Source organism: Nocardia callitridis (assembly GCF_039543305.1).
Lineage (GTDB): Bacteria > Actinomycetota > Actinomycetes > Mycobacteriales > Mycobacteriaceae > Nocardia > Nocardia callitridis.
This window is the reverse complement of sequence record NZ_BAABJM010000006.1, coordinates 382355-397266: the sequence shown is the minus strand read 5'-3', so window position 1 is coordinate 397266 and position 14912 is coordinate 382355. Positions and strand designations below refer to the sequence as shown.

Sequence of the window (14912 nt, the reverse complement as noted above, 5' to 3'; positions counted from 1 at the left end):
ACCGCTCGCGCAGCCCTCCCGGCGTATTAAAGTAGACGTCTTGGTGTGGGGCACGGCGGAGGGGGACGGTAATGCTCGCCGCGGCAACACATCTCTGGCGCGCATCAGCGGTGTACGTGTACCTGGTGGGCGCCGGGTTTCGACGGCAATGGCAGTACAAGCTGGCGATGTTCGCCGGACTGTTCACCAACTGTGTGTTCGGGTTCGTGCGCGCGTCGGTACTGCTGGCCGCCGTACGCGGGGCAGGGGAATTCGGCGGGTATGACGAAGGCACCATCGGCGCGTATGTCTGGCTGTCCCAGGGCATGCTCGGCGCCACCCAGTTCATGGGGTCGCAGATCGAGCTGGTGGAGCGGGTACGCAACGGCGATGTGGCGATCGACTTTCTGCGGCCCTACGACATCCAGTTCGGTTATCTCGCCGCTGATCTCGGCCGCGCCGCCTGCACCGTGCTGCCGCGCGGAGCACCGAGCGTCCTGGTCGGGGCGCTGACGACGGGCCTGGTCATGCCTACGACCCCCGGCCCGTATCTGCTCGGCGCGGTCAGCGTGGTGGTCGCGGTGGCGATCTCGTTCCTGTGCCTGTTCGCGGTCGCGCTGCTCGGCTTCTGGGTGGTGGAGACGCGCGGATTGCAGGTGCTATATCAGATCGTCGGCACCTTCCTGGCCGGGCTGCTCGTGCCCGTCCACATGTTCCCGACCTGGCTGCGCGCGATCGCGTCGGCCACACCGTTTCCCTCGATCCTGCAGGCACCGATCGACGTGCTCTCCGGGCGGGTAGTCGGCATGGAGGCTGCGAGTGTGGTCGGCGTGCAGGTGCTCTGGTTGCTGGTGATCGCACTGCTCGGGCGGGTCATGCTCGCGGCGGGACGGCGCAAGCTGGAGGTGCAGGGTGGGTGAACTCGCCGCGACGTCCTGGGCCCGGCCCTATGCCGCGGTGCTGCGTTCCCGTGTTCGTGCGCAACGCTCCTACCGCCTGTCGTTCGCGAGCGAGATCTTCAGCGCCACACTCACCGGAGTAGTCGAGTTCGCGGAGGTGTGGGTGATCTTCCACAATGTGAGCGTGCTCGGTGGCCTGGATCTGGACGGCGCTTTACTGCTGTTCGGCCTGAGCCAGACCGCATTCGCGCTGGCACAGGTGGGTTTCGGACATCTCGACACGCTGCCGACCCTGATCAGGATGGGAAAGCTCGACGCGTACTACCTGCGGCCGCAACCACTGTTGCTGCAATTGATCACCAGTGACATCTCGCTGCGCAGGCTTGCGCGGGCGGCGGTCTCCGCGGTCATTCTCGGATTCGGGCTGGTACGCAACGACATCGGCTACGGCCCCGCGACCTTCGCGATCGTCGCGGTGGCACTGGTGACCGGTGTCGCGGTGGCGGGTGGTTTGTTCGTCTGTGCCGCGGGATTGCAGTTCTTCCTGATCGACGGCGCGGAGATGACCAACAGTTTCACCTATGGCGGCGCGTTCGCGGCCACCCAACCCGCTTCGGTCTACCCGACCCCGCTGCGGTTGCTATTCGGGTTTGCGATCCCCGTGGCGTTCACCGGTTATCTGCCCACTCTCGCGCTGCTGTCCCAGCCGGGTCCCGCGCTGCTGCCGACCTGGCTGGTGTGGTGCACACCGCTGGCCGCGCTGTGGGTGTGGTGTTTGGCCGCGGGGTGTTGGCGCCTCGGAACTCGGCACTATCAAGGAGGCGGGGGATAGCGGTGTCGAAACCTGTGCTACCGGAAGCGATCATCGAAGCCGACGAGCTGACCCGACAGTTCACGTTGTATCGCAAGAACGGGAAGCGTTGGCGCCGCTCGCGTGAGGTGTTGACCGCGGTCGATCGCATGTCGTTTCGTATCGAGCGCGGCAGCGCGGTCGGGTATATCGGCGCCAACGGGGCCGGTAAGTCGACAACGATCAAGATGCTCACCGGCATCCTGGTGCCCACGGGGGGCAACGTGCGCACCTGCGGCCTGGAACCGGTGCGCCAGCGCCGTGAGTTGGCGGGGCGTATCGGGGTGGTGTTCGGCCAACGCTCGCAGCTGTGGTGGGATCTGCCACTGCGCGAGTCCTTTTCGATACTCGCGGCGATTCATCGGCTGGAACCCGGTGCGGCGCGGGCGCGGACGCAGGCGCTGATCGGCCAGTTGGAGATGGCCGACACCCTCAACACTCCCGTCCGTCAGCTCTCGCTCGGCCAGCGCATGCGCGCCGAAGTAGCGGCCGCCCTGCTGCACTCCCCCGAACTGGTGATCCTCGACGAGCCCACCATCGGCCTTGACGTGCTGTCCAAGCAACGGCTGCGGGAGTTCCTGCGGGCCGAACGCGCCGAACACGGCACCACCCTGTTGCTCACCACCCACGACATGGGTGACATCGAGAGACTCTGTGAGCGGGTGCTGGTGGTCGATCGAGGTCGCCTCGTCTACGACGGCTCACTGACCGGACTCGGTAAGACCGTCGGCGCTCGCCGGGTGCTCGTGGTCGATCTGGCCGAACCGACCCGCGATCTCGACGATATCCCCGGTGCGAGCCTGCTCGGCAGCGAGGGTGAGGGGATGCGCCAGCGACTCGCCTTCGACCCGGAGAAGTTCACCGCCGCACAGTTGTTGGCGTCGGTGGCGGCGCGGACGGAGGTCCGCGATCTGTCGATCGAGGAACCCGACATCGAGGACGTGGTGCGCCGAATTTACGAATCGACCCGCTGAGCAGCGGATGGTCACCCCGAAATTTGACGAAACATACTGCCCTGTGGGGTAATTCGAGCATGAAAATCACACGCCCCCTGGTCCTGACCCTTGCCGCACTGCTGGTCGTCGTGCTGGTGTCCAAGAAGCGCGGCGCCAAGAACTAGCACCTCGCACGGGCGGGGTGGATTCGCTCTGCCCGAACGAATCCGCTCCGGCCCTACGGCGTGGCGCCGGGGCCGTTGCCCTGCGCCGAATACAGGCTCACCTCGCCGTCCTCGCTGAGGAAGGCGTTCACCAGCATGGTCTGGGTGGCATCCAGCCGCTCGGGTTCCGGAGCGTTGGTGGTGATCGAGATCTGCGGAATCACCGCCCAATTCACCACATACCGCTCGGGCGGTCCGTCACGATCGCTCAGGTGCGCGAGGCGGAACACCGAGACGGTCTTGCGGACGATGAGCGTGCGCACGACCTCCGCGATACGCTCCGGATCTTCCAGGGCGAACATGAATCCGAATGTCAGCTCGGGCGAGGACACGTAGGCGGGCACGAGCCTCGACGTTAGTCGATCGAATCGGCGATCGCACGGAAGTTGCCGGATGTCCGACCGAATTACCGCCGAATGGTTTCGTCGACATTCCGCGCTACACATCGAATTACCGACAGTCCATTCTTGTTCGACTTCGACACTTGCCGCACGAGGCGGGTTCCACTCGAATTGCGCCGGTGCGCGGTTCCGCCTGGAATAAGCATGGCGCCGGGGCCGGTGCGGCCGATACACTCGGCGGCACCGACCCCGGAATTCGTCGATGCGGGCAGCGTCAGCGGCGGTCGTCGCAACCGCGCGTCGGCGCCTCGTCTTCGATGGTCTCGACGTCGATGATGTCGGCGGTCTCGGGCGTGACCACCTCGCCGTCGACGAACCGCGCCGTCGTGCGCGATTTATCGGCGTCCGCAGCGGATTCCGATCGGACGGGCTGGTCTGCCTCCGTAGCGGCGGTCGCCGCACGCTCGACGTCGCGCTGAGCGGCCGCGTCCTTGCGGGCGGCCTCGGCGGCCTCGTTCATCTCGATCACATCCGTCACCCATTCGCCGATCTCGCGGGTGACTTCGGCGACCGTTCCGGTGATGATGCTCGCGATATTGCCGACGCGCTTGGCACCGGTGGACGTCAATTCTTGAATGCGGTCCTTGTTGCTTTCGAATTTGCCGATCATTTATACGCCCACTTCGCTCGCCTTCCGCTGACGCATCACGATAACACCGGGTGAAGCCATCTTCTTCACGAAACGGGGCGGTGCGGCGAGCTTGAAAATCTTCTTCCACACGGTGCCGACCTGCTTGCCGAGCGACCCGGTGTTGTAGGGCAGGCCGTACTTCTCGCACAGCGCGCGCACCTCGGGAGCGATCTGCGGGTAGCGGTTGGCGGGCAGGTCGGGGAACAGGTGATGTTCGATCTGGTGCGACAGGTTTCCGGACATGATGTGAAACAGCGGGCTTCCGGTGATGTTCGCCGAACCGAGCATCTGGCGTACATACCATTCGCCCCTGGTCTCCTCGGCCGTCTCCTCCTCGGAGAACGACTGCACCCCGGCGGGGAAGTGACCGCAGAAGATGATCGAGAATGCCCAGATATTGCGCACCAGGTTGGCGGTGAAGTTGCCGGCGAGCGTGTGCACGAACAGCGGCCCGGTCAGCGCGGGGAACACCACGTAGTCCTTGAGCACCTGCTTGCCCGCCTTGCGCCACTGTCCGCGCACGAGTTCCTTGGTCTCGGCGAAGGTGCGCTTGCCCTTGACGATGTTCTCGACCTCGAGATCGTGGCCCATCACGCCCCACTCGAAGGCCACCATCAGGATGAAGGCGTACAGGGGCTGGCCGAGCCGCAGCACGTTCCACTGCTGCTCCTCGGTCATCCGCAGGATGCCGTAGCCGAGGTCGCGATCCTTGTCACGAATGTTGGTGAAGGTGTGGTGCAGGTAGTTGTGCGAGTGCTTCCACTGCTCACCGGGGCACACGTTGTCCCATTCGAACTGACGAGAGTTCAAGCCGGGCTCACGCATCCAGTCGTACTGGCCGTGCATGACGTTGTGCCCGATCTCCATGTTGTCCAGGATCTTGGACACGCTCAGCGACGCCACCGCGGCCAACCAGACCGGCGGCAGGAAGCCGAGGTACATCATGGCGCGTCCGGCGACCTCGAAACCGCGCTGCGCCTTGATGATCGAGTAGATGTATTCGCGGTCCTTCTCGCCGAGGTCGGCGGTGATGCGCGCGCGCAGCGCGTCGAGTTCACGGCCGAGTTCGTCGATCTGGTCGGGGCTCAGCACCAGTGGGCCGTCCGCGGTTTCGGTCAGGATGGTCATATTCACTCCAGTTTCGTTGCTCAGATGTCGATCTCGACGTCACCGACCGCCGCGCTGATGCACAGCTGGATCGGCTGATCGGGATCGCTGTTGGTCTCACCGGTGCGTACGTTGCGGGTGCAGCCCGTGCGGCGAACGGCGGTGCAGGAGAAGCAAATTCCCATGCGGCAGCCGTATTCCGGGGCGAGCCCGGCCGATTCGGCCTGCTCGAGCAGCGTCGCGCCCGCGTTCTGCGCCTGGACCCCGCTGGCGAGGAAGTTCGCGGCACCGAACACCTCGTCGGCGTCGAGCGGGGTCGTGGAAAGGGTGAATTCCTCGGTGTGCAGGCTGTTTTCGAGGTGTTGGGATTCGTAGACCTCGCGCACGGCGTCCATCAATGCCGAAGGACCGCAGACAAAGGCCTGCGCGTCGGCGAACCACGGCGCCACCCTCGCCAGCTCGTCGTGGTCGAAGTAACCGCCGGGGTTTCCCGTGGCCGAGTCGACGATCGACGGGTAGCGAAATTCGACACGGAAGTTGCTGTGGCGCGCCGCGATAGCCGCCAAGTCCGCGCGATGCGGCACTGCCTCGGGGGACTTCGCGTAGTGCAGGAACACCACCTCACCGGGGTACCCCTCGTCGGCCAGGGTGCGCAGCATCGAGAGCACCGGGGTGATACCGCTGCCGCCACTGATCAGCAGCAGCCGGTCGGGACGGGTCTCGGGGAGTCGGAAGACACCCGAGGCCGGTGCGAGCGAGACCACCATGCCCGCACATGCCGCGCGGTGCAGATACCCCGAAACCAAGCCCTCGGGGTGCCGCTTGACGGTGAGCCGGATGCGGCGATCGCTGCGGTACTGCGGGTCGATGGGTGAGTAGCAGCGGGTGTGGCGCACACCGTCGATCACTACGCCGACCTCGACGTACTGACCGGCGGCGTGACCTTTCCACTGCCTGGTCGGGCGCAGGGTCAGCGTCACCGACCCCGGCACCGATCGGTCGACGTCGGTGATCTCCGCCCGCATATCGCGGACGGTGAGCGTCGGTTTCACCAGTTCCAGATAGCGATCCAGGTGGTGCGGAGATGTCAGGGTCTGCACCAGGTTGACCAGATCCACCATTCGTACTCCGTGACCTCGAGTTGGCTGTTTCTTACGGGCCGAAGACGTGCGTTGGACTCGGAACGCGCGCGGTGGGCGGTCGCCGGGTCGGAGAGAAATTTCAGTGCACGTCTGTACACTGATTAAGTGTGACGGATGGTAGGGGGTAGCTGTCAACCGGCACGGCCTGTGACCCGACTAACATATCCAGGACCAAGCGAATGGTGAACGAATGTATGCTGCACACCGAGATGAGCGAGCAGGCAGCAACCCGAGGCGAGCGCAAGGAACGCACCAGGCAGGCACTCCTGGACGGCACCCTCGCGCTGGCCGCCGATCGCGGATTCGCGGCGCTGAGCCTTCGTGAGATCGCCAGGTCGGCGAACATCGTGCCGACCGCGTTCTATCGGCACTTCGCCTCACTGGAGGATCTCGGCGCGACCCTGGTCGATGACGGGGTGACCGCACTGCGCTTGGCGCTGCGCGAAGTGCGGCGCAATTCCGATGCGGGACTGTCGGACACCATTCGCTTCGTTTTCGCGCAGGTCGATCCCAAGCGCGAACTGTTCGGCTTCCTCACCCGCGAACGGCACGGCGGATCACTGGCGCTGCGCACCGCGATCTCCTTGGAACTTCAGCTGATCGTGCGTGAACTCGTCGCCGACCTGTCGCGCATCCGCGCACTGGACGAGTGGCGACCGCGCGATCTCGAGGTCGCCGCCGATCTGTTGGTGGCCACCGTCACCGACTCGATCGCCGCCTACGTCTCGGCGGCACCGCGCGATCAGCGCATGATCGTCGACCGAACCCTGCAACAGGTCCGGTTGATCTCACTGGGAATCCGAGCGTGGAAGCCGCGGAACGAATCCTGAGCCGCGTCCTCATTCCGCCGCGATCGGCGCCGACTCCTCGCGATCGGGGCGACCCACCGGCAGCAGCACCGCGAGACCGACGGCCAGGACGAGCAACAGGCCGATGATCCCGGCCCGATCGGCCTCGAAGATCCAGGCGAACAGGCCGAACAGCATGGGAGACAAGAAAGAGACGGCCCTCCCCGTAGTCGTGTAGAGCCCGAAGAGCTGGCCTTCGCGGCCAGGCGGAGCCACCCTGGTCAGGAACGAACGCGCCGCCGACTGGGCCGGGCCGACGAACACCGTCAACAGCAGGCCGAAGATCCAGAACATCAACGGACCCGACACCAGCAGCAAGAGGGTGCCGAACACCAGCATCGCGGCCAACGACACCACGATCACCAGTTTCGGGCCACCCCTGTCGTCCACCCGGCCCGCGACTACCGCGCCGATCGCCGCGACGACGTTCGCGGCGATGCCGAACAGCAACACATCCGAGTCCGCGATCCCGTACACCTGCACGGCGAGCACCGCGCCGAAGGTGAACACTCCCGCGAGGCCGTCCCGGAAGATCGCACTGGCCAGCAGGAAACCCACCGTGCGGCGATCGACCCGCCACAGCTCGGTGAGATCGCGCCACAGCACCCGATAGGACCCGAAGAACCCGGCCCGCGCGGCGCCGGGATCGGCGTCGGTCGGCGGTAATTCGGGGACCGCGAACAGCACGGGCAGCGCGAACACGGCGAACCAGACGGCGGCGAGGACTGCGACGAGGCGAATGTTGATGCCGTCGTCGGTGGGGATGCCGAGCAGTCCCCTGGTGTCACCGTCGCCGGAGATGAAGCCGAAGTAGCAGATCAGCAGCAGGACGATGCCACCGAAATAGCCCATCGCCCAACCGAATCCGGACACCCGGCCCACGGTGTCCTTGGTGGAGACCTGGCGCAGCATCGCGTTGTAGGGCACACCGGCCAGCTCGAAGAACGCCGACCCGACCGCGAGCAGCAGCAGGCCGAGCCACAGGTCGTGGTAGTCGTCGTGGACGAAGAACATCAGCATCATCGCCGCGACCGTGAGCGCGGTCAGAATCCCCAGCGAGCGTTTACGTTTGGCCGACGCGTCGAAGCGCTGACCGCTGATCGGCGCGGTGAGCGCGACGATCAACCCGGACAAGCCGAGCGCCCAGCCCAGCCAGGAGCTCGCCGAAACCCCACCGGGTAGATCGTCGCCCACCTTGTCGGTCAGGTACACCGAGAAGACGAAGGTGAGGATCACGGCGTTGAACGAGGCCGATCCCCAATCCCAGAACCCCCACGCGATTACCTGCCCGCGCCCCGTGGCCTGCCCGACAGTCGTTCGCGCGTTCACCTCGCTCATGCGCGCAGCTTAATGCGCTGTCGCGGCCGTTACCGGTCGGACGACAATCCTTCCGATCACTATGCACCTAGTTGCATAGTACGGCCGGTGACGGTTATTCTGAGCCGCATGGCACTCGAGCACGCGTTGCTGGTATCGCTGACCGAGCGCGCTGGCTCCGGATACGAGCTCGCGCGACGCTTCGACAAGTCCATCGGTTACTTCTGGAGCGCCACGCACCAGCAGATCTACCGTGTGCTCAAGCGAATGGCCGAATCCGGTTGGCTCGACAGCGAACCCGTCGCGCAAGCGGGCAGGCCGGACAAACGGGTATACGCGGTCAGTGACGCCGGGCGCGCCGAATTGGCCCGCTGGATCGCCGAACCCACCGACGCCGACTCGCCACGCAACGAACTCGCGGTCAAAATTCGCGCCGCCGCCTACGGTGACCTCGGCGCCTTGCGCACCGAGGTCGCGCGCCACCGCGATCAACACGCCCAACGACTCGACATCTACTACCGCATCGAAAAGCGCGACTTCCCGACGCCCGACCAGCTCACGGGCACCGCACTGCACCAATACCTGGTTCTGCGCGCGGGTATCCGCGTCGAGGCCGGGGCCGTCGAATGGTGCGACGAAGTACTGCACGCCTTACCGCCGCACGCGCCAGCCCCGCACGCGGATTGACTCCAGAAAGGTCCGACTCGACGCCATGAACGCACAGAGTTCCGCACCGTCGCACGGGGGCTTCCCCGCACTCTTCGAACCCTTGGCGCTCGGCGCGACTACGCTGCGCAACCGGGTGGTGATGGGGTCGATGCACACCGGCCTCGAAGACCGAGCGTGGGACACCCACAAGCTCGCCGCCTATTTCGCCGAACGCGCGCGCGGCGGTGTCGGACTCATCGTCACCGGCGGTTACGCTCCGAATCGCACCGGCTGGTTGCTGCCGTTCGGCGCGAAACTCACCAACAGGAACGAGGCGTACCGGCACCGCACGATCACCGCGGCCGTGCACGAGGCCGGCGGAAAGATCGCCATTCAGATTCTGCACGCCGGACGGTATTCCTATATGCCAGGCAGTGTTTCGGCGTCCTCGATCAAGGCGCCGATCAATCCGTTCCGACCACGGGCGCTGTCGAGCAAGGGCGTCGAGAACACCATCGACGACTATGTGCGCTGCGCGAGCCTCGCCGAATTCGCGGGCTACGACGGCTGCGAAATCATGGGCGGTGAAGGCTATTTCATCAACCAGTTCCTCGCGCCGCGCACCAACAGACGCACCGACAAGTGGGGCGGGACCCCGGAGAATCGCCGCCGTCTCGCGGTGGAGGTCGTCCGCCGCATTCGCGCGAAGGTGGGCCGCGAATTCCTCCTCATGTTTCGACTCTCGATGGCCGAACTCGTCGAACAGGGGCAGACCTTCGACGAAATCATCGCGCTGGCACAGGAACTCGAAGCGGCGGGTGCGGACATACTGAATACCGACATCGGCTGGCACGAGGCGCGCGTCCCCACCATCGTCACCTCCGTGCCGCGTGCGGCGTTCCTCGAATTCACCGCGAAGATCACCGAACAGGTCAGCATCCCGGTCTGTGCGTCCAATCGGATCAATATGCCCGAAACCGCCGAGGAGATCCTCACCCGCGGTGCGGCGCAATTGATTTCGATGGCACGGCCATTTCTGACCGACCCCGAATGGGTGAACAAGGCCCAGCAGCGACGCGACGACGAGATCAACACCTGCATCGCCTGCAATCAGGCCTGCCTCGATCACGTCTTCCAACGAAAAACCGTTTCCTGCCTGTTGAATCCGCGCGCAGGCCATGAAACCGAGCTGATCCTCGCACCCACCCGCCGCACCAAACGCGTGGCCGTCGTCGGCGCGGGGCCCGCGGGACTCTCGGCCGCGATCGCACTGGCCGAACGCGGCCACCGGGTCGAACTCTTCGAGGCCGACGACAAGATCGGCGGCCAATTCGATATCGCCCGCCGCATCCCCGGCAAGGAAGAATTCAACGAGTCCATCAGGTACTTCGCCCGAAAACTCGAAACCACCCGCGTCACAGTGCATCTCAATCGCCGAGTCAGCGCGCAGGAGCTGCTCGACGAACGTTTCGACGACGTAGTACTCGCCACCGGGGTGCGGCCACGGATACCGAACATCCCCGGTATCGATCATCCGATGGTGCTGTCCTACGCCGAACTGGTACGCGACGGCCGACCGGTCGGCAAGCGCGTCGCGGTGATCGGCGCGGGCGGAATCGGTTACGACGTCAGCGAATTCCTCACCGTCGAAGGGCATCCGACCCTCAAAATCGATGAGTGGAAACAGGAGTGGGGCGTGGTCGCCGACGACCACTCGCTGCGCGGACAACTCATCGCACCCGAGCCCTCCCCCGCCGCCCGCGATGTCGTGCTGCTGCAACGCAAGACCACTCCGTTCGGCAAGGGCCTCGGCAAAACCACCGGCTGGGTGCATCGCGCGGCGGTGAAGGCCAAGGGCGTCGAGCACGTCGGCGGCGTGAACTACGAACGCATCGATGACGACGGCCTGCACATCAGCTTCGGCGAGAAGCGCCAACGCCCCCGCCTGATCGCGGTCGACAACGTCATCATCTGCGCGGGTCAGGAATCGGTCCGCGAACTCGAAGAACCGCTGCGTGCGGCCGGTCTCACGCCCCACCTCATCGGCGGCGCGGATGTCGCCGCCGAACTCGACGCCAAACGCGCCATCGACCAGGGCACACGCCTGGCCGCGCGGCTGTGAGCGGCGGCGATCACGGCCCCGCCGGGGCGAATACGCCGCCGCGTGCGCAACGAGGTTCTGTAGCGCTCGGCGACCTCGGGCCGATACAACGGTCATGGCTGACACCGCGCGTGCGAAACCTGGGTCGGGCGAGCAGGTGTCGATCGCAACACACTCCCCACCCCACCGTCGACGCGCGCGCCCGCTTGGTCGCATTGGTCCGATCCATCCAGCGTCGATCGAACGACGAGGTCGACGCCGGCGTGGACACCGCAACCCGGTATGCTCGACCGCTCAGGACCGGCCGCAGCCGCGGCGCCGATTGGTACCGGAGCAGTATCAACCGAGCGGTGCTGGTCTGTTCCCCGCCGCCCATCGCATAGGCTTTTGACGTGAGTTTGCCCCTCCCCACCACCGAGAGCCGCGCCGTTGTCACCGGGGCTTCTTCCGGCATCGGTGCCGCTCTGGCCACCGAACTCGCGACACGCGGCTTCTCCCTGATCCTCGTCGCTCGCCGCGAGGAACTGCTCGATGAACTCGCCCACCGGCTGACATTGACCCACGGTGTCGCCGTCGAGGTCCGCGCGGTGGATCTGTCCGACCGGATCGCGCGTGGGGTGCTCACCGACGAACTGGCCAAGCGCGAGATCGCGGTGCTGTGCAACAACGCGGGCATCGCGACCTTCGGCGCCGTCTCCGAACTCGACCCGGAGTACGAGCGCACACAGATGGAATTGAACGCCGTCGCGGTGCACGACCTGACCCTCGCGGTCCTGCCAGGCATGATCGAGCGGCGCGGGGGCGGCATCCTGATCAGTGGTTCGGCGGCCGGCAACATGGCGATCCCGAACAACGCGACCTACGCGGCGAGCAAGGCATTCGCCAACACCTTCTGCGAGTCGCTGCGCGGCGAGCTCAAGGGTTCCGGTGTGCACGTCAGCCTGCTCGCGCCGGGGCCGGTGCGCACCGAGATCCCCGACCCCACCGACCAGTCGATAGTCGACCGGGTTGTTCCCGACTTCCTCTGGGTGTCCTCGGAATACACCGCGAAGATCTCCATCGACGCGCTGTACCGCAACAAGATGCGGGTAGTTCCCGGTGTAATCAGCAAGGGCATGAGCGTCGCGGGCCAGTACGGACCCCGCTCTTTCACCGCACCCATCGCCGGCGCCTTCTACAAGAAGCTCGGCGCCAAGCCCACGCCGCGACCCAGGAAGTTTATTCGGAAATAGCACCACCGGGCTGCGCGAGCACCGGCAGCACGGCCGCCGACTGTGTAGAGCCCTTGACTCGCGTGCGGAGTTGCGTCGGACGCTGGGCAATCACGAGCTAACCGGACTTGCCACAGGTGGCATGGATGATCGATGTCACGATCCGCACCAAGGGCAGCGAACAGCAAATTAGCTACCGTTCGGTAACCTGAAGCGTTCACAGCCGCGTTCGATAGACACAGGCTATGATGGCGGCGATGACAAAGAGGGGCCAGCGCTGGTGGGAGCTGGAAACATCTGAGGCGCAACAATTTTCACCAGGAACTTGCGTCACCCAATGCGGCAACTTGCCGAACAAGTTCAGCGAGGAACCGCGATGGCACCGTGAACACAGCCTATCGGTGGTCGATGGGAGGCTCGACGTGGACCAGGCGGTCTATGCTGCGTTCGGTCGATCTCGGCGCCCCAAAGACGCGGTGCGCCACTTCCGTGCAGGAACACTGCAAGTATGCGAATACTGGGTGTACTCGAGTCCGCATGAGCGCAGTCCCCGGCATGGGACTATCTCGGCTCCCATCCCTGGGGCCAGTGTCAAATCCCACCGTTCCTGGTGGGGCAGGTCAGAACGTGTCAAACTGGAAGCGCTTGTCGCAGGTCCGGAGGTTGAGCATGTTCCACATTCGTAGACGTGGGCCGTTTGACTGGATGCGAGAAATCTCGTCAGATGAGCTCGAGGATCCCCCCAAGGTCGTACCGGTGAATGGCCGGTCGGCCCTGGCGAAGCTATCCAAAGGTGCCCTGTTGAATTGGGTGTTTGACCAGCCGGATGGTGATACGACCTACCACTTGTTCGTGTACCTCACGGACTCAGAGTCTCGAGAAGTGTTCGACGCCCCGTACGATGCGGGAATGCTCGAGGCAGTTCGGCACAACTTGCGCAACCCTGGAGCCCTACTCGCCGTCGCGAGAGAGGGTGTCGTGGCGACTCGGCGATTTGAAATCCCGAACCGGGGTGTTGAGCCTGAGTTCGTGGCGGATCTGATCCTCGCAGCAGAGAACGCGCCGGAGTACGCGGAGGCGGTTCGGCTGAGCGTCCTGGCCGAACTCGCGCGGGTAAAGGAACGGCAGGAAGAGGCTGGACGAAGCCGTCTTGTTCATGGACTGAATCCGTATGCTGCTGCCTTGTCGCGGTTGAAGTCTTCGGCGCAACGCGCGGAGGACCGTACCGACGAGCTCGCCGCAGAGCGAGCACTCAAGTACACCTTCGCCTGATCACAGCAAACCGCCCCGGACTCCACGAGGAATCCGGGGCGGTCGTTTGCGTTCGGGCTTACGTGACGACGGGCACCAACTCGGAGCACTGGGTGTTCACCGTTTCGCCGAGCACACGACCACGGAGGTACGCCGCGATCAGGCCGGGCTCGTCGCCGAGCGAGGCCAGCGCCGCCTCCTTTCCCGTGGGGTGGGGTCAGCGCGCAGGATGTCGCGCACCTCAACGGGTTCGGCGTGAACGTTGTCAGCCCACCCGGCGCCGGTGACGGCGAGAGCAGCGAAGGACAAGGCGGCGGCAATGGTACGAATCATGTCGAGAAGGCGTAGGCGGGCGTACAGGTAGTGCCCCTGGTTCGTCCAGACAATGCTCCACTTTTGGTCAGCCCGTGGACGGACCGAGGCTACGGCCCGCACCGTGGGGCGCCACACTCACCAACGCACGCGGCGACCCGGTTCGTTTGTCGGCTATTACGCGCGGTTGTGCGCCAAAGGTCAGGTATTCGAAGGGTGTTCACTCGAACGCAGTCGGTCCATCTGCCGATACGCGTCCGCGAGGTGGTCGAGGTGCTTGCGCATGAGGTTCATCGCGGCCATCGAATCCCCTGACTCGACGACATCGAGGAGGCCACGATGGTCGTCGTCGACGCAGTGCCAGAATCCCTCCGGCGCGTTGTCGCGGCCGAACCGGCCCGACAGCACCCGGAACACAGGCGCGGTGATCAGCTCCAGCATCGGGTTGTGTGCCGCTCGCAGCAGTACGAGATGAAACTCCTGGTTCTTGCGGTACGTGTCCGGCCCCTGCATACCGTCGGGGACGAAAATCGACTCCCGCAGTTGCTCGAGGTGTTCGCTCGTACGTCGGAACGCGGCGATTCCGGCAGCCGGTACCTCCATCAGGTTGCGCACCTCCATCAACTGGTCGACGGTGACGGCCTCCGCCGCAGCCATCAACGCGACGCCGGTCTCGAGGTGCTCACTGATGTGACCGACGCTCGGCGTCGCGACAAAGCTGCCCCCGGTGACTCCCCGGGTGGTGTGAATCAAGTTCTGGCTGGCCAGCGATCGGAGCGCCTCCCTGATCGTGCTTCGGCCGACCCCGAACTCCGCGGTCAATTCGGCCTCACCGGGCAGCCTGACATCGGGTTGCAGTTCGCCGGAGAGGATGCGACTTCGGAGGGTGGCGGCGAGTGCCGCGTAAGCGGGCGGCCGCTTGGTGGTCGTCTCGCGCGGCGTCGGGTCGGTCACGGCTGTCGATGCTGCCTTTCGGGTGCTCTCTTGGCTTGTTACCGCCGTCGCTACTACCCCGTTGCGTGGGGTGTTTCGTCGGTGAGTGGCTCGAGCGTAGCG

General features: G+C 65.2%; 15 protein-coding genes. 9 read left to right on the top strand and 6 right to left on the bottom strand.

What is annotated here, in order from left to right; translation table 11 throughout:
* The first annotated feature begins 71 nt into the window (after positions 1–71).
* From ABEA50_RS26245 to ABEA50_RS26230, 4 genes are read left to right on the top strand one after another with little or no spacing between them, the layout of a single operon-like run.
* A complete protein-coding gene (locus tag ABEA50_RS26245; RefSeq protein WP_345498754.1) occupies positions 72–899 on the top strand; it encodes an ABC transporter permease in 828 nt (275 codons plus the stop codon).
* Positions 892–1710, top strand: a complete 819-nt coding sequence (locus tag ABEA50_RS26240; protein ID WP_345498753.1) for an ABC transporter permease — start codon at positions 892–894, stop codon at positions 1708–1710. The genes ABEA50_RS26245 and ABEA50_RS26240 overlap by 8 nt, the downstream gene beginning before the upstream one ends.
* A gap of 2 nt (positions 1711–1712) precedes the next feature.
* Positions 1713–2702, top strand: coding sequence for an ABC transporter ATP-binding protein (locus ABEA50_RS26235; protein WP_345498752.1), 990 nt, complete (start codon positions 1713–1715; stop codon positions 2700–2702).
* 23 nt (positions 2703–2725) lie between these two features.
* Positions 2726–2848: a hypothetical protein gene (locus ABEA50_RS26230; protein WP_345498750.1), complete on the top strand. Its 123-nt coding sequence runs from the start codon at positions 2726–2728 to the stop codon at positions 2846–2848.
* A gap of 53 nt (positions 2849–2901) precedes the next feature.
* On the opposite strand, the gene ABEA50_RS26225 is transcribed toward ABEA50_RS26230, so the two are convergent.
* The 4 genes from ABEA50_RS26225 to ABEA50_RS26210 all read right to left on the bottom strand — a co-directional run bounded on the left by ABEA50_RS26225 (position 2902) and on the right by ABEA50_RS26210 (position 6147).
* A complete protein-coding gene (locus tag ABEA50_RS26225) occupies positions 2902–3231 on the bottom strand; it encodes a hypothetical protein (protein WP_345498749.1) in 330 nt (109 codons plus the stop codon).
* A 271-nt stretch (positions 3232–3502) separates the two neighbouring features.
* Entirely contained in the window at positions 3503–3898 is a 396-nt protein-coding gene (locus tag ABEA50_RS26220; RefSeq protein ID WP_345498747.1) for a hypothetical protein, read from the bottom strand.
* Entirely contained in the window at positions 3899–5047 is a 1149-nt protein-coding gene (locus ABEA50_RS26215) for a fatty acid desaturase family protein (RefSeq protein ID WP_345498746.1), read from the bottom strand.
* 20 nt (positions 5048–5067) lie between these two features.
* Positions 5068–6147, bottom strand: a complete 1080-nt coding sequence (locus ABEA50_RS26210; protein WP_345498745.1) for a ferredoxin reductase — start codon at positions 6145–6147, stop codon at positions 5068–5070.
* 200 nt (positions 6148–6347) lie between these two features.
* Here ABEA50_RS26210 and ABEA50_RS26205 point away from each other — a divergent pair, with 200 nt between their 5' ends.
* On the top strand, positions 6348–6998 hold the full coding sequence (locus ABEA50_RS26205) for a TetR family transcriptional regulator (protein ID WP_345498744.1): 651 nt from the start codon (positions 6348–6350) through the stop codon (positions 6996–6998).
* A 9-nt stretch (positions 6999–7007) separates the two neighbouring features.
* Here the strand turns inward: ABEA50_RS26205 and ABEA50_RS26200 are convergent, their stop codons facing one another.
* Positions 7008–8354 (bottom strand): MFS transporter, encoded by a 1347-nt coding sequence (locus ABEA50_RS26200; RefSeq protein WP_345498742.1) that lies wholly within the window; start codon positions 8352–8354, stop codon positions 7008–7010.
* 108 nt (positions 8355–8462) lie between these two features.
* Here ABEA50_RS26200 and ABEA50_RS26195 point away from each other — a divergent pair, with 108 nt between their 5' ends.
* From ABEA50_RS26195 to ABEA50_RS26180, 4 genes are all read left to right on the top strand, one after another.
* A complete protein-coding gene (locus ABEA50_RS26195) occupies positions 8463–9020 on the top strand; it encodes a PadR family transcriptional regulator (protein ID WP_345498740.1) in 558 nt (185 codons plus the stop codon).
* Positions 9021–9045: 25 nt separating this feature from the next.
* A complete protein-coding gene (locus ABEA50_RS26190; protein ID WP_345498738.1) occupies positions 9046–11103 on the top strand; it encodes an NADPH-dependent 2,4-dienoyl-CoA reductase in 2058 nt (685 codons plus the stop codon).
* 371 nt (positions 11104–11474) lie between these two features.
* Entirely contained in the window at positions 11475–12314 is an 840-nt protein-coding gene (gene cmrA, locus ABEA50_RS26185; RefSeq protein ID WP_345498737.1) for a mycolate reductase, read from the top strand.
* Between the two features lie 789 nt (positions 12315–13103).
* Positions 13104–13565 (top strand): hypothetical protein, encoded by a 462-nt coding sequence (locus tag ABEA50_RS26180; RefSeq protein ID WP_345498736.1) that lies wholly within the window; start codon positions 13104–13106, stop codon positions 13563–13565.
* Between the two features lie 492 nt (positions 13566–14057).
* Here the strand turns inward: ABEA50_RS26180 and ABEA50_RS26175 are convergent, their stop codons facing one another.
* Positions 14058–14810 carry a FadR/GntR family transcriptional regulator gene (locus tag ABEA50_RS26175; RefSeq protein WP_345498735.1) on the bottom strand — a complete coding sequence of 251 codons (753 nt, stop codon included), beginning with the start codon at positions 14808–14810 and terminating at the stop codon, positions 14058–14060.
* Between the last annotated feature and the right edge of the window lie 102 nt (positions 14811–14912).

Coding starts and splice junctions, on each gene's coding strand:
- ABEA50_RS26245 (WP_345498754.1), top strand. CDS start 72: ATGCTCGCCGCGGCAACACATCTCTGGCGCGCATCAGCGGTGTACGTG.
- ABEA50_RS26220 (WP_345498747.1), bottom strand. CDS start 3,898: ATGATCGGCAAATTCGAAAGCAACAAGGACCGCATTCAAGAATTGACG.
- ABEA50_RS26215 (WP_345498746.1), bottom strand. CDS start 5,047: ATGACCATCCTGACCGAAACCGCGGACGGCCCACTGGTGCTGAGCCCC.
- ABEA50_RS26210 (WP_345498745.1), bottom strand. CDS start 6,147: ATGGTGGATCTGGTCAACCTGGTGCAGACCCTGACATCTCCGCACCAC.
- ABEA50_RS26205 (WP_345498744.1), top strand. CDS start 6,348: ATGGTGAACGAATGTATGCTGCACACCGAGATGAGCGAGCAGGCAGCA.
- ABEA50_RS26200 (WP_345498742.1), bottom strand. CDS start 8,354: ATGAGCGAGGTGAACGCGCGAACGACTGTCGGGCAGGCCACGGGGCGC.
- ABEA50_RS26195 (WP_345498740.1), top strand. CDS start 8,463: ATGGCACTCGAGCACGCGTTGCTGGTATCGCTGACCGAGCGCGCTGGC.
- ABEA50_RS26190 (WP_345498738.1), top strand. CDS start 9,046: ATGAACGCACAGAGTTCCGCACCGTCGCACGGGGGCTTCCCCGCACTC.